Source organism: Silicimonas lutimaris (assembly GCF_047314965.1).
Classification (GTDB): domain Bacteria; phylum Pseudomonadota; class Alphaproteobacteria; order Rhodobacterales; family Rhodobacteraceae; genus JAVJUV01.
In genome coordinates, this window is sequence record NZ_JBLBVK010000046.1 from 19,063 (window position 1) to 41,741 (window position 22,679).

Sequence of the window (22,679 nt, forward strand, 5' to 3'; positions counted from 1 at the left end):
AAGTCCTCCCATTTCGGCGCAGTCAAATTTTGCGCCATGTCACTGTTAGGTTGGTTCCAGATCGTTCGTAAAGCTTTGATATCGGACAAAATTTCTCTGTCTCCTGCGCCACGCGGGCGAGTTCTTCCTCGCTCGCCGCTCCGTCGGACGTCACTGTCAGACGGATCGCCTTGAAAGGCACCTCGACCTCTTCCATCAGAAGCACACCCCGGCGGTCGAAGTCCACTTCCATAGCGAAGCTGAGGTGCCCGATATCGACACCCAGCTTGTCGGCGCATTTGTTGCCGATGACGTTCGTACAACCGATCAGCGCAGAATAGGCGGTGACGGTAGGCGACGGGCCTTCGTTGGTGCCGCCGCGCGCAACCGGTTCGTCGATGACGATTGTAAGCCCGTCTGCCTCGGTCTCGCTCCGGGTATGGCTGTTGCCGCGCCCGGTCAGCTTGATCGTCATTTCGGTCTTTTGCCGGATCGCCATGTCACTGGACCTCACGCAAAGGAGCATACCTCGTCGAACGTGAAGCGCGGCAGCTTTTGGAAAAGCGCAGTCTCATCCGCGTAACCGAGATTGATCAGGAAGTTTGACTTGTGGCTCGTACCCGCAAAAAACTCCTCGTCGACGACCTCGTTGGAAAAGCCCGACATCGCTCCGACATCAAGGCCAAGTGCGCGTGCTGCAATCATGAAATAGGCGCCCTGAAGGGTACCATTCCGGAACGCTGTGCTTTCGATGAACGCAGGTTTGCCTTCGTACAAATGACGGCGGTCCTCGTGCGGGAAAAGAAACGGCAGATGCGTCCAGAATTCGAGATCGTGGGCGACGATTACCGTGACCGGAGCAGTCTGCATCTTCACCACGTTGGCAGGCTTCAGAGCCTTGGCCAGCCGCGCCTTGCCCTCTTCGGACGTCACGAAAACGAAGCGGCCCGGACAGGTGTTCATGCTTGTCGGCCCGGCGGCGACGATTTCGTAGATCACCTCCAGAATCTCGCGGGCAACCGGACGATCGCTCCAGGCATAGTGGCTGCGCGCCTCGCGCAGAATCAGATCGATACTCTCATCATCCAGAGTGGACTTTCGCGCGCGCAGATCGCGGACAACCTCTTGCGCCTTTTCCCGCAGTGCTACGAGATCGCGCTCCATCGCTGAGCTCACTTGACTCATCCTAACCTGAAAGGCCGGTGGCGGCATTGGACATGGTGCAGTGACTCCTCGACTTGGACTTGATGTCTTGAAATAATTTTTGCCGACGTTTCTTTTGCTTGTCAAATAAAATCGATATTTTAAACTGGCACAGCAAATCTGGAGGGAAGAATGGTTGCCTGGACCGATTACAAGGCCGTCGCCCGCGACCGGGGCGCTCTGGCATTCGAAGTATTCGTGGCGGAAAGCACACCGCAAAAGTCCCCCGAGGAGGTCAAGGCGGTGCTGCCCGACCACCTCGCCTACGTGAAGGGTCTGGAAACCTCTGGCAAACTGATGTTGGCCGGTCCGCTTTCGGACGACAGTGGCGAGGAAATGCAGGGCGCCGGCATGCTGGTCTTCCGCGCGGCCTCAATCAATGAGGCGCGCGAACTGGCAGAGAACGATCCCATGCATAAATCCGAGGCCCGTACTTTCCGGCTTCGCAAGTGGCTGATCAACGAGGGCAGCCTTTCGATCACCGCCGGACTGTCGTCGGGACATATCGTCATTAGTTGAGTAAAGAATCATGATTGCGACCAAACCCCTGAGCGAATTGCTTTCGACACTGCTTGAACGCCGAACGTTCGGCCGCAGGCCAGCGGACGGTCGCCGCATAAAGGAAGATTGCCAGAAACTGCTTGCCGAAAGGGCCGAGATCACGGGGTTGCAGCTCGCTTCCGACATATTCGGACAGTACCACGCACTCAGTGACGCGGAGCGTGTCGCGTTCTTCGAATTCCTGAACGAAGATCTCGATATCGACCCGACTTTGATCGCGACTCTTGCGAAAGCTTACGGCGAGACGCCCTCGCCCGAAAATTACAGGGCACTGTCGCGAGCTGGCGAACCGGCGCGTCAACGCCTGTTCCGCCGCCTCAACGAAGCACCAGGCGCGACGGCCGAGATCGTCGCAATGCGACAGCATCTCCTTGGACTCCTCAAGGATCATCCGGACCTTGCGCGCACAGATCACGATTTTCGGCACCTGCTCAGGAGCTGGTTCAATCGGGGCTTCCTGGTGATGCAGCAGATAACTTGGGACAGCCCGGCCACGATCCTCGAAAAGATCATCGCTTATGAAGCAGTTCACGAGATCCGCAACTGGGACGATCTGCGCCGTCGCCTGCAACCCCAGGACCGCCGCTGCTTTGCCTTCTTCCACCCCTCGATGCCAACCGAGCCGCTGATTTTCGTCGAGGTCGCGCTCACCAAGGGGATACCTAACTCGATCCAGGCGCTCTTGGCCGACGACCGTCATCCCATGAATTCCGCCGACGCCGACACTGCCGTATTCTATTCGATTTCAAATTGTCAGTCCGGGCTGGCGGGCGTCTCGTTCGGCAATTCGTTGATCAAACAGGTGGCGCGAGACCTTTCGCGCGATCTGCCTAAACTCAAGACTTTCGTCACGCTGTCGCCCATCCCGGGCTTTTGCCGCTGGCTGAAATCGGAAGGGAAAGAAAAGGAAGACGCGGAGCCTGCGAAACTGGAGCAGCTTGCCGCGAAATACCTGCTGACCGCCAAGGATGCCCACGGGCGGCCAATAGATCCGGTTGCACGCTTCCACCTTGGCAACGGGGCGCAGGTCCATGCCGTTCACCATGGCGCGGATATCTCCAAGCGTGGACAGGACCAGTCGGCCAGCATGATGGTCAACTATCTCTACGATCTTGCGCGCATTTCCCAGAACGCAGTGCAATTCTCCCAGCATGGCGATATCGCGGCCTCGGCCGCGGTCAAATCCCTCGTCAAACGCGCATGAAAGGGACCTATGCTTACACTCTATAACGCCGCAACGAGCGTCTGTTCGGTCAAAGCCCGGATTGGTCTTGCCGAGAAGGGGCTCGACTGGGAAGACGTGCTGCTCGTGCTGCCCAATGGCGACCAGCACCAGCCGAAATACCGCAAGCTCAACCCGAACGGCGTGGTACCAACGCTGGTCGATGGCGACACGGTGGTGATCGAATCAAGCGTCATTCTGCAATACATCGACGATATCGGCGATGGGACACGCCTGATTCCCGATGACAAGGCGATGCGTGCGGAGACACTGGTCTGGCTGCTGCGCTGCCTTGAAATACATCAGGCGATCAACACGATGAGCTTCGCCACTGCGAACCGCGACAAATGGCTGAAGTCGAAGACGCCTGAAGAAATCGATGCCTTGATCGCAGCGATGCCGAACCCGCGCCTCGCCGCCAAACGACGCGACCTGATCGACAACGGCGCCGCCTCCGCTAATGTCGAAGCCGATTTCCATGTTTTGGCGGGCGTCTTCAGAGACATGGACGCGGCGCTTCGGACGCGCCGTTGGATGAACGGAGAGAACTTCGGGATGACCGATGTCGCGCTTCTCGCCTATATCGATCGCCTCGACCGCATCGCGATGTCGGGGCTCTGGCACAACCGGATGCCTCGTATCACCGAATGGCTTGAGGCCGGCCGGGCCCGCCCCTCCTATGCCCGTGCGATGGACCGTTACGTGACCGCCGAGGCGCACGCCAAGGCGCGCGCGGTCGGTGAAAGGTTCTGGCCCGAGATCGAAACGCGCTGGCAGGCCTTCCTCTCAAGCCGCGAAACGGTCTGAGACATACCTCCTGAGATGCCCTTTGAACTCGACGACAAGCTTGGTTTCGTCCCGATCGGCAAGACTCATCATCGCGATCGTCTGCTCCGCTGTCGGCAGGCCGATGGGCAGGATCGCCAGCCCGTCCGTCAGATCGGCTCGAACCGCGTAGCGTGGCAGGATCGTCAAGTAATCGCTGCGGCGCACGAGCTCTAGAACAGCGCCAGCGGATTCGCTCTGGAACGCGAAACGGATGTTCCGGACCCCCATCAGGCGCAGCGCCGTTTCCATGTCATGACGCAGCATGCTGCGGTCCGAGTGCCCCACCCACGCCATTTCAGACAGCGCATTGTCGTCAATCTCACGGGTCAGTAATGGATGAGCGGCGCGACAGACGATCACATTCGTGTCCTCGAAGAGCGGCTCGAACAAGAGATCCGAATTGCCGGGATCAGCGGATTTCGCTGGTCCCAGGATGATATCGATCTGGTTGTGGAAAAGTCGCTGATACAGCCCCGGGAAGTAGTCGGGAACGAGATCGACGCGAATCGCTGGCCGACGCGCTAGAAATCCCACGATGGCTTCGGAAACCAGTCGCTCACAAAGAAAAGGCGGTGCGCCGATCTTCAGAACGCCGAAGAAGCCTTTCTGTCCCTGATCCACAAGTTCGACCGACCGCTCGCGGGCAATCAGGATCGTCCGGCCCTGGCTTGCCAGTTCCCGGCCGAGCGGCGTCGGGCGCAAGGGACGGCGCTTCGGTTCGAAAAGTGCAGCACCGACGCGGCTTTCCAGTGTTCGGATCATGCGGCTGAGCGCCGGTTGCGAGGTGCCGATCTGGTCGGCCGCCCCCTGCAAGGTGCCGGCATCGACGATGACGGAGAGCTGCTCAAGATGCCGGGGATCGATTCTCATATCCAAACCTCATAATAACTTACCAAAAAAGCATTGGACTGATATGTTCTTTCCGTCAATCATCTCAACCAAGCATGGAAAATCGTTTTTTTTGGAGGAAAGAGATGTATTTCAAACCGCTCGCCATCGGCGCGCTAGCAACTCTGGCGCTGTCCGGCATGGGCTCAATGGCGTCGGCAAACACGCGGATCATCGTGAACTGCTTCTGGCCGCCGCAGCATTTCGTCTGCCAAGAAGTGCTGCCGGGCTGGCTGGAAGAAGTTGAGCGTGTCACCGATGGCCGCGTCAAAGGAAACATCCCGCCAAAGTCGGTAGCTCCGCCGCCCGAGCAACTCGCCTCGGTCGAAAAGGGCATCGTCGACGCCGCGGTCCAGTTCAACGGCCTGATCGGCAACCGCGTCAACGGCGCTCTGACCGGGATGCAGCCCTTCTCCGGCTCCATGGACGGCAAAGCGATGACGCAGGCGGCCTGGGAAACGCGCGAGAAGTTCTATCCCGATGAGTTCGATACTGTCGAACTCCTGTCGCAATGGGTGATAACGCCGGGCCAGCTTTTTTCGAACACCGATACACCAATCGTGACTGTCGATGACTTCAAGTCGCGCAAGATGTGGGCCCTGCCTGGCCCGCTCGCCAACATGGCCAAGGACATCGGCGCAGCAGTCGTCGCCACACCGGCGGTGAAGTCGAACGAGGTGATCGCCAACGGGGTGGTCGATAGCCACTTGGGCCTGGGCGGCGATGCCATCCAGTCTTTCCAGGTGATCCCCTATACGAAGTCGCTGACGAAGTTCTCGACGGGCGTCTACACATCGACATTCTCGTTCGTTATCAACAAGGACAAATGGGCCGAGATCTCGCCTGAGGATCAGGAAGCCATACGCGCGATCAGCCAGGAAAAGGTCGGAATGGTCGCCACGGAGCTTTGGGACACGGTCTCGGCCGACGTCTATTCCCGTTTCGGCGAGTTGGGCATCGCCACCGTCGAGGCCGACCCGGCACTGGAAGCAACGCTGATCGAAGCCGCAAAGCCGATAACGGCTGCCTGGGCCGCGAAGGCCAAGGAAGCGGGCATCGATGGTGAAGCGGCACTTGCCTACTATCGCCAGCGCGTCCAAGAACTGTCGAAATGAGCGAGGCGCCCGCAGATAAGGGCGCCGTCCGCTCCATCCTGAAGAAATCCCTCACCACGCTCGAAACCATTTCCTGCGTGGTGATCTTCATCATGATGGTGCTGACCTTCGTCGATGTAATAGGGCGCTATGTCTTCCACAAACCTATTTTCGGCGGCACCGAAATCATTTCGGCGCTTCTTGCGCTGACAATCTTCTCTGGCCTGGGCGTCATAAATGCACGCGACGATCACATCACGGTCGAGCTGTTCGAAGAACAGTTTCGAGCTCTGCTTTCACCCGTGTTCTACGAAATCGTCATTCAGGTCTTCTCGGTCTTCGCAATGACGCTGATCGCCGCCGTTCTGATCGAGCATGCGTGGGAAAGCTACAAGGTTAAAAAGCTGACTGAAGTTCTTGAAATGCCGACATATTATGTGTCCGGTACAGTCGCCGGGTTCGCGATCCTCAGTGTCCTGTCGCAAGTCACCGGCGTCGTGCTGAAGGTTCTTGACCTAGCCGCAGGACGGGCGCGCGGAGAGACATGACAACAGCACTGATCGGCTTCGGCGTCCTTCTGGGATTATGCTTTTTCGGCTTTCGCGTTGGCTTCGCCACGCTGGTCGTCGGCTTCGTGGGCTTCGCATTGGAACGCGGTTGGTTCGCTTCGCTGGCGATGGTCGCGCAACAGGTCACGGAAGACGCACAGAGCTACAACCTCTCCGTCATCCCGCTCTTCATCCTGATGGGTGTTTTCATCTACAGGTCCGACATCAGCGCCGATCTTTACGACGCGGCTTATGCGGCGCTTGGCCGGTTCAAGGGCGGGCTTGCGTTGGCTACCGTACTGGCTTGCGGCGGGTTCTCGGCAGTTTGCGGTTCTACACTCGCCACGGCGGCGACCATGTCAAAGGTCGCCATGCCGCAGATGAAAGCTTACAACTATTCCGACAAACTGGCCGCCGGCACCATCGCCGCTGGCGGCACACTCGGCATCATGATCCCGCCGTCGGTGCCACTGGTTATCTATGGCATAATCGCCGAACAGGACATCGGACTGTTGTTCATTGCAGGTATCCTCCCTGGCGTCATGCTGGTCCTGCTGTTCCTTCTGGCCGTCGCCATAATGGTCCGCCTCGACCCGAATTCCGCGCCCGAGGCGGCTGAACTCGATGCCGAGCGCAAGCGCAAGGCGGTCCGCGGCACGACGCCCGTGCTGGTCCTGTTCGTTGTTGTGCTTGGGGGCATTTATGGCGGCATCTTCACGCCGACCGAAGCATCGGGCATCGGGGCCACCGGTGCCGCAATCATTGCGCTATTGCGCGGGCACCTCAGAACGTGGTTCGAATGGCGCGCCTGTCTGGTCGAAGCGGCGATGACGACGGCCAAGATCTTCATCGTACTTTTCGGCGCGGTGGTCTTCACCCAGTTCATAAACCTGTCCGGCATGCCCTACGACCTGCTGGATACCGTTGACGAATGGGAACTCGACGCCCGGGAACTGGTCATCTTCATCTGCGTCATCGCTCTCCTGATGGGGATGGTCTTTGAAAGCATCGGCATCATCGTGCTTCTGGTTCCCGTGTTCCTGCCCGCCCTCTACGCCACTGGCGTCGACATGATCTGGTTCGGAATCATCGTTGTCCTGGTGACCGAAATCGGTTTGATCACACCGCCCATCGGCATGAACGTCTTCGTCGTGAAATCGGTGCTGCCGCAAGTGCGGTTGGCCGACATCTTTCGAGGTGTGGGCTTCTACATTGTGGCGTTGGGCATCGGGCTGGTTGCTGTCTACCTCGTCCCGTCGATCGCCACCTTCCTTCCCTCAATAGCCCGCTAGGTCAAATGTCTAACATAAAGAACATCCTCTTCATCATGGCCGACCAGTTGCGGTGGGATTACCTGTCTTGTTACGGACATCCGCATTTGAAGACCCCAAACATCGACCATTTGGCCGAGAGAGGCGTCCGTTTCGACCGGGCCTATGTTCAATCACCGGTTTGCGGCCCGTCGCGCGCGTCGTTCTACACCGGGCGTACTGTCTTCAGCCACGGCGCGACCTGGAACCACGTACCCCTGCCGATCGGCGAGTTGACCCTCGGCGACTACATTCGACCTCAAGGCGTCAAGACCGCCGTCGTTGGCAAGACCCATATGGTTGCCGACGGGGAGGGCATGGCGCGGCTGGGCCTGAACGAGACGGCAGATATCGGTTGCCTCGTTAGCCAACCCGGCTTCGACCCCTACGAACGCGACGACGGCTTGCACCCGGACGCCGGTCTTGAAAAGCGCGGCGGAAAACTGCGCTACAACGACTGGCTGCGCGAGCGCGGCTACGACAGCGAGAACCCGTGGAATGATTACGCCAACGCCGGCGAAGGGCCCAATGGCGAGATCCTTTCGGGATGGTACCTGAAGAACTCCAACCTTCCTGCCCGGGTCAAGGAGGAGCATTCCGAGACCGCCTACATGACGATGCGCGCGCGCGAGTTCATCGCTGAAATGGGTTCCACACCCTGGCTTTGCCATCTCAGCTACATCAAACCGCACTGGCCTTATATCGCACCAGCGCCATATCACGATATGTACGGGCCGGAGACATTCCAGCCACCTATTCGTGACCCGCGCGAAAAAGAGGATCCGAACCCGGTCTTTGGCGCTTTCATGGGGATGAATGTCAGCGAGACTTTTTCGCAGCAGGGCGTGCGTGAAACCGTCCTGCCCGCCTATATGGGCCTGATCAAGCAAATCGACGACCACCTTGGCAAACTCTTTGACTGGCTCAAGGAAACCGGCCGGATGGACGACACCATGATCGTCTTCACTTCGGATCACGGTGATTATCTGGGCGACCACTGGATGGGTGAAAAGGAACTGTTCCACGAGGTCTCGGTCCGTGTGCCGCTGATCATTGTCGATCCAAGGCCCGAGGCTGACGCCACACGCGGCACCGTTTCGGAGGCTTTCGTCGAAGCCATCGACCTTGTACCCACATTCATGGAGGCGACTGGTGCACCGCCCGCACCGCATCGCCTTGAAGGACGCTCGCTGATGCCGCTGCTGCACGGGGTGACACCGCCCGACTGGCGAGATGCGGTTTTTTCGGAAATCGACTATGCGTTCTATGCCGCGCGCCAAGCGCTTGGTGTCGGCCCGTCTGATGCACGGGGCTACATGATCCGGACGGAAAAGTGGAAATACGTCTACTTCAAAGGCTATCCCCCGCAACTTTTCGATCTTGAGAACGATCCCGATGAGTTCACAGACCTCGGTCGGCACGAGGCGTACGAAGATATCAGGCGAGACATGCACAACAGACTCACGGACCGCCTGACCGACCGGAAGAACCGTGTCACCATGACCGACGACGCAGTCCTTGCGATGCGCGCGCGCGAATCCAAAATCGGCATAATCATTGGCGTGTGGGACCAACCCGATTAAAGCGCGTGAAATCAGTGACATCGACGCCTCGGGCAACGCTGCTTGAATGATACGCCCGCAAAGACCCGATGGCGTCAGCGAGCCTGACCGCATTACGCCACGCCTGTACGCAATGCGGTCCAGATATCTGAAGTCAATCACCGAAGCGTTGCGTCCAAGTTCGTTTCAACGGTGCAGAACGAAGTCGCGCGTGATTTCGAAGTTCCAGGCCGAAATCCACCAAGGATAAAGTTGCAGGCAAAGATTGCAGTTCGCTTGGCGAGTTGCCGGGACCCTGTTTCGAGCGGCATGCCCATCAGCGCCTGTCGCCCTCTCCAGTTGCGCCAAGGCGGGATGGTCGACCCGGCTCGATCGCCCTGCTCCGAGCAAGCGGTACGGATTCCAAACTCGCCAGCTTCGCACTCACCTTCGAAAGGAAGACGGAACTCCTGACCGCAGCGCCGTCTCAGCCGCGATCCGACGAAATCGCCATCGCCGTCTGCGGCGCGCATATATCTGACCTCCCGTTAAGCCATGAGCTCACATCTCGCGGCGGGCGGTTCCCCGAGGCCGGGTCTCCCGCGCTCCGAAAAAGGAAGCGATATCGACCTCGAAGCCTGGGCGCGCCCCAAAGCCGCCGTGGGCGAAGTCCATCACCCATTCCGGCGGATGGCGCGGGTATTTCGGGACCGAATCAAAGTCGCCTCCGATCGGCGCGGGGTGAACGCCGCTGTAAGGCGACCCGCTTCGTGCCAGCGCAGACGCCATCGCCGGCTTGGACCTTATTCCTCGAGACTTTCGAGGTTGCGAATGACGATCTCCGTCCGGGTGATCTCCAGAACCCCCGCCGACTTGAGCTTGTCGAGCGACTGCGTCACCCACTGCCTGGTGGCGCCGACGATTGCGGCGATCTGCTCATAGGTCAGGGTCCGGTCGATGACGATGCTGTCACCCTCGTTGCGGCCATGGGCATCGGCGAGGATGACCAGCAATTGCCGAAGCCGCTCCGACACCGTGCGCGTCCCCAGCATCTGGATCAGCGCGGAATAGCTCTTTCCCTTGGCCACAAGCCCGTCGATCACGGCGAGCGCAACCTCGGGAACCTGCTGGACCAGCTGGCGCAGGCTGGTCCCGGACAGGAACAGAAGCTGGCAGTCGTCGAGTGCATCGGCCGACCAGACGTGCCGCCCGCGCCCGAAAACCTCGGGACCGCCCACGAAATGCCCTGCACTCCAATAGGCCAGCGTGATTTCTCGACCCGAGGGGCCTGTATAGAAACTGCGCACGCGCCCCTCTTCGATGATCCAGACGCCGGTGTGGGCGGCACCCTGATGAAAGATGCCATCCCCCTTCCTGAAGTTGCAGCGCGTCCCCTGCTTGCGTACGGCCTTCCGGCCCTCCTCGGACAGACCGGCAAGGAAACCGGCGCCTTCGTTCAGCTCAAGGAAATACTCCGAAAGATAGATGGCACCGGGGCCGTCATAAGCGGCTGCATTCTCATCCTTCATGGCCGCGCCACCGACGAGAGATAGGCCGCGATCGCAGCGATGTCGTTGTCCGAAGCCGTCATCAAAGGCCCATGCTGAAGGGCGCTGCCGCCAGTCGCGCGCCGGCCATCGCGGAAATCGGACATCTGTTTGGCCAGATACCCCGCATGCTGTGACGTGAGATGCGGTGTGCCGGGCGCCAGCGACAGATCCTCGTGGCAATCTGCGCAGTTCTCTGCCTGGTACAGCGACTTGCCGGCTTCGGTGTCCTCACCCGAAACCGGCTCGGGCGGCTCTTGCGATGCGAACCATTCGACCACGACGGGGATGTCTTCTTCCGTGAGTTCGGTCACGATCTGCACCATCTGGCCGCCGTCATTCTGGCGTCCACCCGACAGAAACGCACGTATCTGCGCCTCCAGATATACCGGGTCCTGCCCGCCCAGATGCGGGAAACGGGCCATCGCCGAGACGCCGAAGAGGCCGTGGCACAGCGCGCAGCGTTCGTAGGGCGGATAGCTCGCGGCGTCGAACTCGGCCCAGGCCGGCACGGCGAACAAAACCACCACCGAGCTCAGTGCCGCCCTAAGACCCATGCGCCATCCGTGTAACGACCGCGGGCACATTCAGCGAAGTGCCATCGGAAAACTCCAGCGTCAGAACCACGATATCGCCCTCCGACGCCCGACCCTCGGGGTTCATCAGCATCACGTGCAACCCGCCCGGGGCAAGCACCACGCTCTGACCAGGCGCGACCTGAAGCGCGTCGATCGGGGACATCGTCGCCACGCCGTCCCGATGCTCCGAACGATGAAGATGCGCCATCGCATAGCCCTCGGCGCCAATCCCGATCAGCTCCCGAGGCTCATCGCCCGCGTTTGTAAGTGTGAAATACGCGGCATGGGCCCTGGCACCCGGCGGCGCCAGAAGCACCCTTGGGTCCGAAACCGTCAGCTCTCCGGACCATGCGGAGACAGGCAGCAAAGCAAGCAAAACCGACCAGATGCGTATCATTGCGAAAGTTCCCTCCGGTACGAAATCTGCAGCCTCGCCAGGAACTCGGCTGTCATGCCGGGATCGAAGGGCGGCTGCAGCTTGGCGCGCAACGTGCCATCCGGTGCGATGACCGACACAGACGAGCTGTGCTGCACTTCGTAATAGCCCGTGTGATCTGGCTTCATCAGGCGGTAGAAACTGTCGGTCGCCTCGATCAGCCCGTCGATCTGGTCCCGCTCTCCCGTAAAACTGGTGAAGTCCGGATGAAAATACTTGGCGTATTCGCTGACCACCTCGGCATCGCGCGCCGGATCGACCGAGAGAAAGACGACCCTCGGAACGCTGTCCGGCCCCACCCTCATTCCGGTTTCCGCTACGGCGGCCTCAAGGTTTCCCAACGTGAAAGGACACACATCCGGACAGGACAGGAAGCCGAACATGATCAATGTCCATCTGCCTTTCAGATCCTCATCCGCGAAATGCTCGCCCAGTTCATTCGTGAATTCGAAATCGGGCAACGAAAGCGGCTCGTCCAGCATGACACCCTGCACCTGCGCCAGGACAGGCGTTGCCGCGAAAGCCAGCAGACACGCCAGGATCTTCCTCATGGGTTCTGATCCTCGAAGGCTTTGCGGCTTTCGGCCTTGATCGTCTCCAGGCAGGTTTGCCGCGCTGTCATGTATTCCGCGGAAGTCGCCATATCGGTGGACCGAGGCCGCGGAAGTTCGATCCTGACCTCCTCGATGATGCGCCCCGGCGAAGCGCTCATGATCAGCACGCGGTCAGCGAGGAACACCGCCTCGTCCACGTCATGCGTCACGAAGACAACCGTCGTGCCGAACTTCCGCCAGATGTCCAGGAGGCTCTCCTGCATCATCAGCCGGGTCTGCGCGTCAAGCGCACCGAACGGTTCGTCCATAAGAAGAACCGAAGGATAGTTGGCAAGCGCCCGCGCGATCCCGACGCGCTGCTGCATGCCCCCGGACAGCTCGGCCGGGTAGCGGTTTCCGAATTTCTTGAGACCGACCAGTTCCAGAAACGTGTTTGCCGTCGAACCGGCCGTGGCGCGGTCGTGCCCCGCCATCTTCGGCCCGAAAGCCACGTTCTCGTAGACCGTCTTCCAGGGCAGAAGCGAGTACTGCTGGAAGACCATGCCGCGATCCGGCCCCGGTGCCTCGACACGCACGTCGTCAACCGTCACCTCGCCGGTGGAGGGCTTCACATAGCCGGCAATGGCATTCAGAAGCGTGGACTTGCCACATCCCGAGGGTCCCAGAATGCAGACGAACTCCCCTGCCCTGATATCGATCGATGTGGTTTCGACGGCCACATGCGTCTCGGCCCCGGACCCGAAGCGGATCGAGACGTCCTTTACGGCGATGCGACCCTTTCCGGTGGAGCTCGCCTTCGACGGCCCTTTGAATTTCAACACGTCAAGCATGGGCATTGACTCCTTTGATCGCTGGTGACGGACGGGACTTGCGCCACGCGAGATACATGATCGTGGCGACCAGAAGACCGAACCCTCCGAAGGTCAGGACAGGCCCCATGGATTCGAGAGCGAGAGAGGTCGACACCCCGAGGCCCAGCATGGCAAGGCCGACCACCCAACTTGGCGTGGCGCAACAGACGACCCAGCTCATGGTCGCGTTCGTCGTGGCAACGAACAATGCACCCAGCCCCGTGGTCGCGCGCAGCGATCTCGAAGTGGCAAGCGCGCAGTCGTCCCGTCTCAGAAGCGCGAAGCAGAGCGAGACCATCGCGCCGAGCACGAACAGGACCAGAAGGCGTGACGGCACGACATTGAGGCTCCATTCCGAAATGCCGGACCCATAGTCGTAATTCATGTGACCGATCTCGATCAGCCACTCCTCCCAGATAATCGACAGGATATCCCGCCACGAGGGGGTCGACTGGATGATCCACGCCGCGTTGCCGAACCAGTCGTAGGTGGTGACGTAATTCGGCAAGGCCTGGAACCGGACGATCAGTGCCACCAGCATCAGGACCTGGAACAGAAGCGCGACCGCCAACCCGGTGACGACCATTGCTTTCCAGTTGAGGCGGATGTCGGACCACAGCGTCGAGAACATGGTCATCAGCGGGTCCTCTTCTGCCATTTGAGCATCGGACGCGTGATCGCCTTGACGGCCGCGGTCGAGCCGGTGCCGAGAAAGCCGATCATCAGCATGCCGACGACGATGTCCTGGTAATTGATCAGGCTATAGGCATTCCATGTGAAGTAGCCGATGCCGTACTGACCCGAGATGATCTCACCCGCCAGCAGCGAGAACCAGCTGACGCCCATTCCGATGGCAAGCCCGGCGGCAATGGACGGGAGCGCGGCCGGGATGACCACATGCCGGAAGACGGCCCAGCGCGGCGCGCCAAGCGACTGGACGGCCCTGACAAGCACTTCGGGCGTCTGTTCGACGCCGTGCAGCGTGTTCAGGACGATGGGGAACAGCGCGCCAAGAAAGGTGATGTAGATGATCGAGCTTTCCTCGGTCGGCCACATCAGGATCGCAAGCGGAATCCAGGCGACCGCGGGAATGGGCCGGATCACCTCGATATAGGGCATGATGAAGGCGCGCGCGATCCGGGACCGACCCATTACAAGGCCGATGGAGATGCCAAGGACCACCGCAAACGAGTAGCTGATCAGGATCCGCCGCATCGAGACGCCGATATGCGTCCAGAAAATCTCGGTCTGGATATGCGCGAGGAAGGCCGTGAAGACGGTCCAGGGCGCGGGCACGTTCTCGAAGTTGATGTAGAAATCTAGGTTGATCGCCGTGACGAAGTGCCAGAGCAGAACGCCGATCGACAGCGACAGGATAACGGTCCCGACGGTGCTCAGATGCTGACGCGTAATCCTGGGAAACGGGATGGCAGGCATGAGATCACCGCTGGACACCGCAACGAGCGGCGATCCTTGCCCGGCGGTTTCCGTTTCTGAGTTTTCTGCTGTTTCCGGTTGCGTTTTCACTGCGGTAGCCATGTGTGCCCCCTGGTCCAATCGAACGGCCCGGGGCATATCCTGCCCCGGACCAGAGAGTGCGTGTGGCTCAGCCTTCGGTGACGAAGTCCGCGACTGCCTCGTCGAAGCTGATCAGTGCGCCGCCGTTTGCCGCCGCATAGGCTTCCGCTTCGCCCTTTCTCAGGAACGTCGCGTACTCCTCGCCCGCCTTCACCCAGAAGGCCGTCTTACCGAAGAGCTTCAATCCGGTCTCGATGTCATAGACGTAGGTGGCGTTCAGCTTTGCCCCCGTGCCCTGCATCGCGGCAACCGCGGTCAGGAACTCCGGGAGGGTCGGATAGGACGTGACACCGTCGCGGGCATGCCAGATCTCCATGGGCAGTCCCTTGTTGGCCTCGACCGGATCGACAAGGCTGGCTTTCTCCGCCTCGTAATCAAGCCCGAGATCTGCATAAGCGGACTTGATGTAGTCCTCGGTGATCCAGGCGTCGAAATCCAAGGGCGGAATGGCCTGTTCCTTGACCAGTACGCCGTGGTTGAACTTCAGCGCATCGACCCACTCGGGCTTGATGGTGGGTTCAAGCGTCAGGTGTCCGCCTTCCGAGAAGTAGAGGTACAGAACCTCCTTCTCCACCCCGGTCCAGCCTTCCATCAGCGAGACGGCCTGCATCGGGTCCGAGCGGATCCATTCGCCGGCTTCCCAGACCGCCTTGATGAAGGCTTCGACGACTTCCGGGTATTCCTCCGCGAAGTCCTGGCGGACGACGACACCATGCAGATACGGCACGCCGGTTTCCGACCCGTCATAGATCTTGCGGCCCGTTCCACGGAACTCCATGATCTCGGACCACGGGCAGAAGTCGCTATGCGCGTCGATCTTGCCGGCCGCGATGTTGGCCGCACCCACGGCGGGGCTCTGGTTCTTCAGAACATACTCGGACGCGGGGATGCTGTTGTCCTGCATCGCTTTCAGCAGCATGCCCCATGCCGCCGATCCGACCGGCGTCGACACCTCTTTTCCGACAAGATCGGTGATCGAGTACATGTCGCTGTCGACAGGCACGACGATCGCGTTGCCCGAGCCCTTGAGGTTATAGCCGGTGCCGGCCACATAGACGGTCCGGAGACTGTCGGTCTCCTGGAACTTCGCGCCGTTCACGATCAGCGGATAGTCCCCCATCACGCCGAAGTTCAGCTTGTTCGCCAGCATCTGGTTTGTGATCGGACCGCCCGAGCTGTAGTCGGCCCAGGACACGTCATATTCGGCGTCGGCGTACTTGCCATCCGTCGGCAGGTACTTCTCAAGAAGCCCCAGCTCTTTCACGACAATGCCGGCCGTATAGGTATCGGTACACATCGACTGGTGGCCGATGGCGATGCTGATTTTTTCCGCCCATGCCATCGAGGCAACCGGCAGAAGCGCCGCAGCAAGGAAAGCGCTCTTGGTCAAGTGTTTCATAACTACCCCCTGTTGGAGTTGAAGAGAACCAATGCTCTGCGGGTAGTCTCCATCCGTTTTCTGCATCTGCAAAATGCGCGAACGGAAATCAGGGCCAGTTTTGGGGTGACTTTTTCAGATGCATGTTTTTGATGCACCAATTGAAGCAATTGAAAGCAAAACTGACGCAGATCAAACGAGTTCAGACGCGAATCGGATTCTATTTTAATTGTTTAATATCAATTACTTGAATCATATACCTGAGACGCAGCTTCACCTCCACGAACAGTGTTCGGGAGATGAAACAATTTGCTGCTTCTGGCAGTGGAACTGCCTGTCAGGCCGCGAGTTTTTCCAGGGCCCAGCGGACATTCTTGCGAACGTCCGGATCCGTGTCGTCTGCGTACTTCTCCAGGAACTGAGCGGTCTCGGGGACAGCCAGCTCGCCCAGCACCGCCGCGCATTCCTTGCGCAGGTTCGGAACGGGGATTTCCATCATCGGCCCGATTTCCATCGCGGCCTCGGTCGCTCCCAGTTTTCCAAGGGACCGCACCGCCTTCAGCCGCACCTGCCAGAAGTCGTCGTCGAGAACCCCGCGCAGTGCCGACACGCAGCCGCTGCCACCGGTTTTCGACAAGGTCTCGGCCGCCGCCTCGCGCACCATCCACTCCGGATCGGCAAGACCGCCGATCAATGTCGTCTCGGCATGTTCGGACCGGGAAAAGCCAAGAGCGGCAAGCGCGGTCCGGCGCACTCTCACGTCAGCATCCTTCGCCGCTTCCCGCAGGGCCGGAAGGGAGCCTTCGTCCCGCAGCCATCCGATGACACCGACGGCCTGAACCCGAACTTCCGCGGAAGGATGCGCCAGGGCGGCAATTGCCGGCCCCATGGCCTCGGGACGCCGCAATTCCTTGATCCCCGCGAGGCAGGCGGTCAGCTTCACCTCGTCGGCGCTGTCGAGAAAGGGCAGGATCGCATCGCCGGCCCCCGGGTCTTTCAGCTCCGTCAGGCTCAACGCCGCGGCTTCGATCACCGCCGGATCGCTGTCCGTCAGGGCCGACACCAGCGCGGCCGCGGTATCCGGTCCGTCGAAATCGGTCAGCGCCTGGGCCGCCTGCTTGCGGACACCCGCATCCTCGTCCGCGATCGCGCGGGCAAGATAGGGAATCGCGGAGGGATCCGCGCTTTCGGCCAGTTCGATCACGGCCATGATACGCGCTCCGGGCGACGGGTCGTCCAGTCCCTCGGCAAGCTCGGAAATATCGTCGAAGTCTTCGAAAAGCGCGCTCACGGTCGGCCTCACTTCAGCAGGTAGGGAAGATTGACGGTGACGGCGCCGGTCGGGCAATCAGCCTCGCACGGCATGCAATACCAGCATTCGTCGTACTTCATGTAAGCCGTTTTCGTGCCGTCGTCCTTTTCGGCGATGCGCAGCACGTCCAGCGGGCAGACATCGACGCAGACGGTGCAGCCCTTGTCGGCGATACAAAGGTCATCATTGACGACAACGGGAACCATCGTGGCGGTTTGGGCGAGTGGCATGAGTGTTACTCCGCTGCGACCGACGACGCGCTGACGCGCTGGTGGTAATACGCGTCCTTCTCGTCCTCGGCGATTTCGACGATGTAGGGTTTGACATCCTGTTTCCGGTGCGCCGGCTTGCCGTCCTCTCCCTTGGTCAGGATGGTGTGGCAGAACCAGTTCTCGTCATCGCGCTCGTACTCGACGCGGTTGTGATAGAGACCCCAGCGGCTTTCGGTCCGGTACATCGACGCAGCCGCAGCCATTTCGGCGCAATCGAGGATGGTCGAGGCTTCAAGCGCCCGCATCAGTTCATGGGCGTCCCGGACATACATGCCCGTCTCCATGTCCTCGCGCACCTCGTCGAAACGCTTCTGCGCCAACTCCATTTTTGCAGTAACTTTGGGAGGTTGCAGGTAATCGTTCACAAGACGCCGGGTCTTGTACTCGATCTGGTTCGGCGGGATGCCGTCCTCGCGCTTGGTCGGTGCCAGGACACGGGCGCGCTCGATTTCGACCTCGCCTTCGTCGAAGGCGGCAAAATCGACATCAGCCATGAAATCCGCCGCATCCAGCCCGGCAAAAGCACCATTGGTGAAGGCGCCCAGCATGTAGTTGTGCGGGACGTTCGCCATGTCGCCGGCAGCGTAGAGACCGGGGATCGTGGTCCTCGCGTGCTCATCGACAAAGACGCCGGAAGCCGAATGGCCCGAGCAGAAACCGATCTCCGAGATATGCATCTCGATCATCTGCTTGCGATAGTCGGTGCCGCGCCCTTGGTGGAAATGGCCCCGCGTCGGGCGCTCGACGATGTGCAGCACGCGCTCGATCTCGGCGATGGTCTCTTCGGCAAGATGGTTCAGCTTCAGGTATACCGGCCCCTTGCCGCCCTGCAGCTCGTCGAAGAACTCCTGCATCATCTGGCCCGACCAGTAGTCGCACTCGATAAAGCGCTCGCCCTGCGCGTTCGCCGTGTACCCGCCCATCGGCCCCGCCACATAGGCGCAGGCCGGACCGTTATAATCCTTGATCAGCGGGTTGATCTGGTAGCATTCGAGGTTCGCGAGACCGGCGCCCGCATGATAGGCCATCGCATAGCCCTCGCCCGAGTTCGACGCGTTCTCGTAGGTGCCGTAAAGGTATCCGGAAGTCGGCAGGCCCAGACGTCCTGCCGCGCCAAGCCCCATGATGACAGCCTTGGCCCGCACGACCAGGAACTCCGCCGATCGCGTGTTGACGCAAATCGCGCCCGCCACCCGGCCTTCGCCGGTCAGAAGCCGTGTCGCCATGAAGCGGTTGATGATGTTGATCCGCGCCTTGCGAAGCTGGCGATAAAGCGCCTTCTTCACCGTGTCGCCATTCGGCATCGGCAGAACGTAGGTGCCGATGTGGTGCACCTTCTTGACGTCGTACTCGCCGTTCTGATCCTTCTGGAACCGGATGCCGAAGCTGTCGAGCTCCTCGATGATCCCGAAACATTCCTGCGCATAACGATAGACCGCGGCCTGGTCGCAGATACCGTCGTTCGCGATGGTGATTTCCTTGGTGTACTGCTCGGGCGTGGCGTAGCCGGGAATGACCGTGTTGTTCAGCCCGTCCATGCCCATCGAAATCGCACCCGACCGCTTCACGTTCGCCTTGTCCAGCAGGACGACATTTGCCTCGGGGTTTTTCTTCTTGGCTTTCAGCGCCGCCATCGGCCCGGCGGTGCCGCCGCCAATCACGAGGATGTCGCAATCGATTTGCGTCAGACCGTCGAGAATCTCGTCCATGATAGGGCTCCCGTGTTTTCAGACAGACTGCGCTGCAGCGCAGAATCGATATGTCAATTACTTGTCAAAGCGGTCGGAAAGTTCGCGCAGGTAGGGAAACGGATAGATCGCCTTGTCGTGCCCATCCGAGAAATGGATGTTCACGCCGTTCCCGATCTGCGTCAGACCGGTGATCCTGATTCCCTGCGCAACCGAGACTTCGCCATTGTCGATCCGTTCGCGAATCGACCATGCATCCTTGGCTTCTTTCCGCAGGCAGGCCGCGGAAAGAACCGTCTCTTCACCGCTCTCCCAGGTCACTGTCAGGTGTTGGCAGTCATCACTTGCAACGAGGTTATCGATCATCTTCGTCTCCGGCTTGTCTCCCCAAAGCTGCCGGAAGCCGGGCGCGCCCAATAGCAATTAGTTGACGGACAGCCCTGCTGCAGCGCGGCAATCTCCCCCGAAACCGAGAAGGAATCGCGCCAATGACATTCGTCGTCACCGACAATTGCATCGCCTGCAAATACACCGACTGCGTGTCGGTCTGCCCGGTCGACTGCTTCCATGAAGGTGAGAACATGCTGGTGATTCACCCCGACGAATGCATCGACTGCGGCGTCTGCGAACCCGAGTGCCCGGCGGACGCGATCCGCCCCGACACCGATCCCGGCATGGAAGTCTGGGTGGACTTCAATCGACAGTACTCGGCGCTCTGGCCGGTCATCGTCGAAGCCAAAGAGCCGCTTCCGACCGCCGACGACATGGACGGCGTCGCCGGCAAACTCGACACGCATTTTTCCAAGAATCCAGCAGCCGAAGCCGCCTGAGGACCTCTTATGAACATCCAAGCATCCGAACGGATCATGCCCGACGCCCAGACCGTCACCTCGGTCAGGCACTGGACCGACACGCTGTTCTCGTTCCGGGTGACACGGCCGCAAAGCCTGCGCTTCCGCTCGGGCGAATTCGTCATGATCGGGCTACTGAAGGACGACGGTAAACCGCTCCTGCGCGCCTACTCCATCGCGTCGCCTTCCTGGGACGACGAACTGGAGTTCTATTCGATCAAGGTCCCCGACGGCCCTCTGACCTCGCGGCTCCAGAAGATCAGCGCAGGCGACCAGATCATCCTGCGCCCCAAACCGGTGGGCACGCTGGTGCTCGACGCGCTCCTTCCCGGCAAGCGCCTCTGGATGATTTGTACCGGCACCGGCATCGCGCCCTTTGCCTCACTGCTGCGCGATCCCGAGACGTGGGAACGCTACGACCAGGTTGTCGTCGCGCATACATGCAGAACGGTGGACGAGCTTGCCTATGGCGCCGGGATCGTCGAGGCCCTGCCCGATGATCCGCTGATCGGCGAACTGGTTGGCGACAAACTGAAGTACTATCCGACCACCACGCGGGAACCCTCCGCCATCGAAGGGCGCATCAGCGATCACATCCGCGACGGACGCGTTTTCCGGGCGCTGGACCTTCCCGAATGGTCGCCCGAGACGGACCGCGTGATGATTTGCGGCAACCTCGCGCTCAACAAGGACATCATGTCCCTCTGCGAGTCGTTCGGCCTGAGCGAAGGCGCGAATTCCGACCCCAGGCACTTCGTCGTCGAGAAAGCCTTCATCGACTGAGCCAGACCTCGGCCAGTTCGTCGACATCTGCCTCGCCGAACCGCACGCTCACCGGCGTGACGAACGCCGGCGTTCCGAGGATTTCCAGGGAGATCGCCACGTCGCGGTTATAGGATATCCGCGCCGAGACGGCATCGCCGTCCATCTCGGCCGCGATCGCGCCGAAATCCAGTCCCAACTCGGCGGCGATCCTTTCGAAAGAGGCGTCGTTCAGCCCGCCACGGGGGGCCCAGAGCAGGTCGTGGACCTGCGCATAGGCCGCATCGCCCGCAACCGCCAGCGTGGCCAGCGCAAACCGGGCCGCCCGTTCCGACCCCGGAGAGAGGATCGGCAGATGCCGCATCTCGATCCTGATCTCAGGCCGCCGCTCCACCAGCTCCACGAGCCTTGGATGCATCGCCTTGCACGGCACACACCGATAATCGAAGAACTCGATGACGCGAACCGGGGCATCCGGATCGCCCAGGCCGTGCCGCGGCACGTCGGCAAAGAGTTCCGGAAACGCCTCCAGCCGCCGCTCGACCGAGGCCTGCGCCTCGCGCTTCGCAAGGATATCCAGCGCCTCCAGAATGACCTCGGGGTTTTCCAACAGGTATGCCCGGACACGATCGCCGAAATCATCCGCCTCCGCAAAGGCGGGATATCCCGCCATCAACGCGACAACGCATAGAACGGAGCGGATCATCGGCTCTCTCCTGCCACCACGTTCGCAGCAGAGAAGACCGGCACGCTTCCGCGCAACGCTTCGAAGCACGCATTGAGCCCTCGGCAGCCGGAAAGCGGAAATTTCAGGCCCGCTTTTCCGAATTGCCCTGATGTTGAACTTTCCAGGCGCGCGGGATCACGCGCCCGGACAGGCGTTACCCCAGCCGCGCGGCATAGTCGCTGACAAGCAGGTGAGTCGGCGGCCTATCCTCCTCGATGGTCGAGAACCGACCGATCGGCTCCCGGAAGATGTTGTCGGTCTCATCGTCGTTGACGGTTGAAACCTCGCCAATCAGCACATCTCCGCCCTCGCCCCAGAACGCGTGCCAGTCACCCGGACGCAGCGTGACGCTTTCGCCCGGCGCGAGTTTCAGCTTCTGGCCCGGGGCATAGTCCACCGCGATGCCGTCACACCAGACCCGCCCGCCGCGATCCTCGGCGAACCTGCCCGCGTCGTCCGAACCGAACAGCTCGACGACCAGCGTCGCGCCACCCCTGTTGATGATGTCCTCGGCCTTGATGACATGGGTATGCATGGGCGACAGCTGACCTTCCTTCGAAATCAGCAGCTTCTCCGCATAGCACATACCGCGCCCCGCGGTCAGGTCGGACAGGAGCCCGTTCCGCAAGGTGAACAGGAACAGCCCCATCTCGTCATAGCGTCCAGCCCCATAGTCGGTGATATCCCAACCGCAACGAGAATCGATCACGTGGCGCGCGATATCCGCCTTCGACACGAACTCTTCCGGCGTCCAGTAGGCGAAGGGTGGCAGAGTGAACCCGAAACGGCGGATCATCTCGTCGGCTTCAGCCATGATTTCATTGATGCGCGAGCGTTTCATCGCCTCTCTCCTCCTTGAATGCACAAGACCGCACAGACACCTTGTGACATGCCTGAACCCGCGCGCCAATATCACCCGCATTCATGGAAGACAGCCCCACCGGGGCCGGACCTGTCAGGCCGCCCCGGTC

General features: G+C 60.5%; 27 protein-coding genes. 9 read left to right on the forward strand and 18 right to left on the reverse strand.

Annotated features, from left to right (window positions below):
* Window positions 1–22: 22 nt before the first annotated feature.
* Window positions 23–505: an OsmC family protein gene (locus ACKLNI_RS08750; RefSeq protein WP_413718684.1), complete on the reverse strand. Its 483-nt coding sequence runs from the start codon at window positions 503–505 to the stop codon at window positions 23–25.
* On the reverse strand, window positions 490–1,155 hold the full coding sequence (locus ACKLNI_RS08755; protein ID WP_413718685.1) for a malonic semialdehyde reductase: 666 nt from the start codon (window positions 1,153–1,155) through the stop codon (window positions 490–492). The genes ACKLNI_RS08750 and ACKLNI_RS08755 overlap by 16 nt, the downstream gene beginning before the upstream one ends.
* Before the next feature lie 159 nt (window positions 1,156–1,314).
* Between ACKLNI_RS08755 and ACKLNI_RS08760 the strand changes: the two genes are divergently transcribed.
* From ACKLNI_RS08760 to ACKLNI_RS08770, 3 genes are read left to right on the forward strand one after another with little or no spacing between them, the layout of a single operon-like run.
* The gene (locus ACKLNI_RS08760) at window positions 1,315–1,701 is read left to right on the forward strand and encodes a YciI family protein (protein ID WP_413718686.1); all 387 of its coding nucleotides are present in this window, start codon (window positions 1,315–1,317) and stop codon (window positions 1,699–1,701) included.
* Between the two features lie 10 nt (window positions 1,702–1,711).
* A complete protein-coding gene (locus ACKLNI_RS08765; RefSeq protein WP_413718687.1) occupies window positions 1,712–2,947 on the forward strand; it encodes a malonyl-CoA decarboxylase in 1,236 nt (411 codons plus the stop codon).
* 9 nt (window positions 2,948–2,956) lie between these two features.
* Window positions 2,957–3,772 (forward strand): glutathione S-transferase family protein, encoded by an 816-nt coding sequence (locus tag ACKLNI_RS08770; protein WP_413718688.1) that lies wholly within the window; start codon window positions 2,957–2,959, stop codon window positions 3,770–3,772.
* Here the strand turns inward: ACKLNI_RS08770 and ACKLNI_RS08775 are convergent.
* The gene (locus ACKLNI_RS08775; RefSeq protein ID WP_413718689.1) at window positions 3,752–4,663 is read right to left on the reverse strand and encodes a LysR family transcriptional regulator; all 912 of its coding nucleotides are present in this window, start codon (window positions 4,661–4,663) and stop codon (window positions 3,752–3,754) included. The genes ACKLNI_RS08770 and ACKLNI_RS08775 overlap by 21 nt on opposite strands.
* A gap of 104 nt (window positions 4,664–4,767) precedes the next feature.
* On the opposite strand from ACKLNI_RS08775, the gene ACKLNI_RS08780 reads away from it, so the two are divergent.
* The 4 genes from ACKLNI_RS08780 to ACKLNI_RS08795 are packed head-to-tail and all read left to right on the forward strand — an operon-like array spanning window position 4,768 to window position 9,216.
* Window positions 4,768–5,796 (forward strand): type 2 periplasmic-binding domain-containing protein, encoded by a 1,029-nt coding sequence (locus tag ACKLNI_RS08780; RefSeq protein ID WP_413718690.1) that lies wholly within the window; start codon window positions 4,768–4,770, stop codon window positions 5,794–5,796.
* Complete coding sequence (locus ACKLNI_RS08785; protein ID WP_413718691.1) at window positions 5,793–6,323, forward strand: TRAP transporter small permease; 531 nt, start codon at window positions 5,793–5,795, stop codon at window positions 6,321–6,323. Before ACKLNI_RS08780 ends, ACKLNI_RS08785 begins: the two co-directional genes overlap by 4 nt.
* The gene (locus ACKLNI_RS08790; RefSeq protein ID WP_413718692.1) at window positions 6,320–7,615 is read left to right on the forward strand and encodes a TRAP transporter large permease; all 1,296 of its coding nucleotides are present in this window, start codon (window positions 6,320–6,322) and stop codon (window positions 7,613–7,615) included. The genes ACKLNI_RS08785 and ACKLNI_RS08790 overlap by 4 nt, the downstream gene beginning before the upstream one ends.
* Before the next feature lie 5 nt (window positions 7,616–7,620).
* Window positions 7,621–9,216, forward strand: coding sequence for an alkaline phosphatase family protein (locus ACKLNI_RS08795; protein ID WP_413718693.1), 1,596 nt, complete (start codon window positions 7,621–7,623; stop codon window positions 9,214–9,216).
* A 519-nt stretch (window positions 9,217–9,735) separates the two neighbouring features.
* On the opposite strand, the gene ACKLNI_RS08800 is transcribed toward ACKLNI_RS08795, so the two are convergent.
* The 13 genes from ACKLNI_RS08800 to ACKLNI_RS08860 all read right to left on the reverse strand — a co-directional run bounded on the left by ACKLNI_RS08800 (window position 9,736) and on the right by ACKLNI_RS08860 (window position 19,734).
* On the reverse strand, window positions 9,736–9,963 hold the full coding sequence (locus ACKLNI_RS08800) for a hypothetical protein (protein WP_413718694.1): 228 nt from the start codon (window positions 9,961–9,963) through the stop codon (window positions 9,736–9,738).
* A gap of 14 nt (window positions 9,964–9,977) precedes the next feature.
* On the reverse strand, window positions 9,978–10,703 hold the full coding sequence (locus ACKLNI_RS08805) for a Crp/Fnr family transcriptional regulator (RefSeq protein ID WP_413718695.1): 726 nt from the start codon (window positions 10,701–10,703) through the stop codon (window positions 9,978–9,980).
* On the reverse strand, window positions 10,700–11,278 hold the full coding sequence (locus ACKLNI_RS08810; RefSeq protein ID WP_413718696.1) for a c-type cytochrome: 579 nt from the start codon (window positions 11,276–11,278) through the stop codon (window positions 10,700–10,702). Before ACKLNI_RS08810 ends, ACKLNI_RS08805 begins: the two co-directional genes overlap by 4 nt.
* Window positions 11,268–11,696 (reverse strand): copper chaperone PCu(A)C, encoded by a 429-nt coding sequence (locus ACKLNI_RS08815; RefSeq protein ID WP_413718697.1) that lies wholly within the window; start codon window positions 11,694–11,696, stop codon window positions 11,268–11,270. Before ACKLNI_RS08815 ends, ACKLNI_RS08810 begins: the two co-directional genes overlap by 11 nt.
* On the reverse strand, window positions 11,693–12,286 hold the full coding sequence (locus ACKLNI_RS08820; RefSeq protein ID WP_413718698.1) for an SCO family protein: 594 nt from the start codon (window positions 12,284–12,286) through the stop codon (window positions 11,693–11,695). Before ACKLNI_RS08820 ends, ACKLNI_RS08815 begins: the two co-directional genes overlap by 4 nt.
* Entirely contained in the window at window positions 12,283–13,119 is an 837-nt protein-coding gene (locus tag ACKLNI_RS08825) for an ABC transporter ATP-binding protein (protein ID WP_413718699.1), read from the reverse strand. The genes ACKLNI_RS08820 and ACKLNI_RS08825 overlap by 4 nt, the downstream gene beginning before the upstream one ends.
* Entirely contained in the window at window positions 13,112–13,777 is a 666-nt protein-coding gene (locus tag ACKLNI_RS08830; protein WP_413718700.1) for a hypothetical protein, read from the reverse strand. Before ACKLNI_RS08830 ends, ACKLNI_RS08825 begins: the two co-directional genes overlap by 8 nt.
* The gene (locus tag ACKLNI_RS08835; RefSeq protein WP_413718701.1) at window positions 13,777–14,679 is read right to left on the reverse strand and encodes an ABC transporter permease; all 903 of its coding nucleotides are present in this window, start codon (window positions 14,677–14,679) and stop codon (window positions 13,777–13,779) included. Before ACKLNI_RS08835 ends, ACKLNI_RS08830 begins: the two co-directional genes overlap by 1 nt.
* A 67-nt stretch (window positions 14,680–14,746) precedes the next feature.
* The gene (locus ACKLNI_RS08840; protein ID WP_413718702.1) at window positions 14,747–16,117 is read right to left on the reverse strand and encodes an ABC transporter substrate-binding protein; all 1,371 of its coding nucleotides are present in this window, start codon (window positions 16,115–16,117) and stop codon (window positions 14,747–14,749) included.
* Window positions 16,118–16,433: 316 nt separating this feature from the next.
* On the reverse strand, window positions 16,434–17,387 hold the full coding sequence (locus ACKLNI_RS08845; RefSeq protein WP_413718703.1) for a HEAT repeat domain-containing protein: 954 nt from the start codon (window positions 17,385–17,387) through the stop codon (window positions 16,434–16,436).
* Window positions 17,388–17,395: 8 nt separating this feature from the next.
* The gene (locus ACKLNI_RS08850; RefSeq protein ID WP_413718704.1) at window positions 17,396–17,638 is read right to left on the reverse strand and encodes a 4Fe-4S dicluster domain-containing protein; all 243 of its coding nucleotides are present in this window, start codon (window positions 17,636–17,638) and stop codon (window positions 17,396–17,398) included.
* A 5-nt stretch (window positions 17,639–17,643) separates the two neighbouring features.
* Window positions 17,644–19,389, reverse strand: coding sequence for a fumarate reductase/succinate dehydrogenase flavoprotein subunit (locus ACKLNI_RS08855; RefSeq protein ID WP_413718705.1), 1,746 nt, complete (start codon window positions 19,387–19,389; stop codon window positions 17,644–17,646).
* Between the two features lie 57 nt (window positions 19,390–19,446).
* Window positions 19,447–19,734 (reverse strand): gamma-butyrobetaine hydroxylase-like domain-containing protein, encoded by a 288-nt coding sequence (locus ACKLNI_RS08860; protein WP_413718706.1) that lies wholly within the window; start codon window positions 19,732–19,734, stop codon window positions 19,447–19,449.
* Window positions 19,735–19,856: 122 nt separating this feature from the next.
* Between ACKLNI_RS08860 and fdxA the strand changes: the two genes are divergently transcribed.
* Window positions 19,857–20,198: a ferredoxin FdxA gene (gene fdxA, locus ACKLNI_RS08865; RefSeq protein WP_413718707.1), complete on the forward strand. Its 342-nt coding sequence runs from the start codon at window positions 19,857–19,859 to the stop codon at window positions 20,196–20,198.
* 9 nt (window positions 20,199–20,207) lie between these two features.
* Window positions 20,208–21,002, forward strand: coding sequence for a ferredoxin--NADP reductase (locus ACKLNI_RS08870; RefSeq protein ID WP_413718708.1), 795 nt, complete (start codon window positions 20,208–20,210; stop codon window positions 21,000–21,002).
* Here the strand turns inward: ACKLNI_RS08870 and ACKLNI_RS08875 are convergent.
* A complete protein-coding gene (locus tag ACKLNI_RS08875) occupies window positions 20,992–21,687 on the reverse strand; it encodes a DsbA family protein (RefSeq protein ID WP_413718709.1) in 696 nt (231 codons plus the stop codon). The genes ACKLNI_RS08870 and ACKLNI_RS08875 overlap by 11 nt on opposite strands.
* A 175-nt stretch (window positions 21,688–21,862) precedes the next feature.
* Window positions 21,863–22,549, reverse strand: coding sequence for a D-lyxose/D-mannose family sugar isomerase (locus ACKLNI_RS08880; protein WP_413718710.1), 687 nt, complete (start codon window positions 22,547–22,549; stop codon window positions 21,863–21,865).
* Between the last annotated feature and the right edge of the window lie 130 nt (window positions 22,550–22,679).

Bases quoted from the DNA above. Each gene is read 5' to 3' on its own strand.
- ACKLNI_RS08790 (WP_413718692.1), top strand. From the start codon at position 6,320: ATGACAACAGCACTGATCGGCTTCGGCGTCCTTCTGGGATTATGCTTT.
- ACKLNI_RS08770 (WP_413718688.1), top strand. From the start codon at position 2,957: ATGCTTACACTCTATAACGCCGCAACGAGCGTCTGTTCGGTCAAAGCC.
- ACKLNI_RS08820 (WP_413718698.1), bottom strand. From the start codon at position 12,286: ATGAGGAAGATCCTGGCGTGTCTGCTGGCTTTCGCGGCAACGCCTGTC.
- ACKLNI_RS08870 (WP_413718708.1), top strand. From the start codon at position 20,208: ATGAACATCCAAGCATCCGAACGGATCATGCCCGACGCCCAGACCGTC.
- ACKLNI_RS08760 (WP_413718686.1), top strand. From the start codon at position 1,315: ATGGTTGCCTGGACCGATTACAAGGCCGTCGCCCGCGACCGGGGCGCT.
- ACKLNI_RS08830 (WP_413718700.1), bottom strand. From the start codon at position 13,777: ATGACCATGTTCTCGACGCTGTGGTCCGACATCCGCCTCAACTGGAAA.
- ACKLNI_RS08765 (WP_413718687.1), top strand. From the start codon at position 1,712: ATGATTGCGACCAAACCCCTGAGCGAATTGCTTTCGACACTGCTTGAA.
- ACKLNI_RS08750 (WP_413718684.1), bottom strand. From the start codon at position 505: ATGCTCCTTTGCGTGAGGTCCAGTGACATGGCGATCCGGCAAAAGACC.
- ACKLNI_RS08860 (WP_413718706.1), bottom strand. From the start codon at position 19,734: ATGATCGATAACCTCGTTGCAAGTGATGACTGCCAACACCTGACAGTG.
- ACKLNI_RS08785 (WP_413718691.1), top strand. From the start codon at position 5,793: ATGAGCGAGGCGCCCGCAGATAAGGGCGCCGTCCGCTCCATCCTGAAG.
- ACKLNI_RS08795 (WP_413718693.1), top strand. From the start codon at position 7,621: ATGTCTAACATAAAGAACATCCTCTTCATCATGGCCGACCAGTTGCGG.
- ACKLNI_RS08800 (WP_413718694.1), bottom strand. From the start codon at position 9,963: ATGGCGTCTGCGCTGGCACGAAGCGGGTCGCCTTACAGCGGCGTTCAC.
- ACKLNI_RS08825 (WP_413718699.1), bottom strand. From the start codon at position 13,119: ATGCTTGACGTGTTGAAATTCAAAGGGCCGTCGAAGGCGAGCTCCACC.
- ACKLNI_RS08880 (WP_413718710.1), bottom strand. From the start codon at position 22,549: ATGAAACGCTCGCGCATCAATGAAATCATGGCTGAAGCCGACGAGATG.
- ACKLNI_RS08835 (WP_413718701.1), bottom strand. From the start codon at position 14,679: ATGGCTACCGCAGTGAAAACGCAACCGGAAACAGCAGAAAACTCAGAA.
- ACKLNI_RS08840 (WP_413718702.1), bottom strand. From the start codon at position 16,117: ATGAAACACTTGACCAAGAGCGCTTTCCTTGCTGCGGCGCTTCTGCCG.
- ACKLNI_RS08855 (WP_413718705.1), bottom strand. From the start codon at position 19,389: ATGGACGAGATTCTCGACGGTCTGACGCAAATCGATTGCGACATCCTC.
- ACKLNI_RS08815 (WP_413718697.1), bottom strand. From the start codon at position 11,696: ATGATACGCATCTGGTCGGTTTTGCTTGCTTTGCTGCCTGTCTCCGCA.
- fdxA (WP_413718707.1), top strand. From the start codon at position 19,857: ATGACATTCGTCGTCACCGACAATTGCATCGCCTGCAAATACACCGAC.
- ACKLNI_RS08850 (WP_413718704.1), bottom strand. From the start codon at position 17,638: ATGCCACTCGCCCAAACCGCCACGATGGTTCCCGTTGTCGTCAATGAT.
- ACKLNI_RS08805 (WP_413718695.1), bottom strand. From the start codon at position 10,703: ATGAAGGATGAGAATGCAGCCGCTTATGACGGCCCCGGTGCCATCTAT.
- ACKLNI_RS08875 (WP_413718709.1), bottom strand. From the start codon at position 21,687: ATGATCCGCTCCGTTCTATGCGTTGTCGCGTTGATGGCGGGATATCCC.
- ACKLNI_RS08810 (WP_413718696.1), bottom strand. From the start codon at position 11,278: ATGGGTCTTAGGGCGGCACTGAGCTCGGTGGTGGTTTTGTTCGCCGTG.
- ACKLNI_RS08780 (WP_413718690.1), top strand. From the start codon at position 4,768: ATGTATTTCAAACCGCTCGCCATCGGCGCGCTAGCAACTCTGGCGCTG.
- ACKLNI_RS08775 (WP_413718689.1), bottom strand. From the start codon at position 4,663: ATGAGAATCGATCCCCGGCATCTTGAGCAGCTCTCCGTCATCGTCGAT.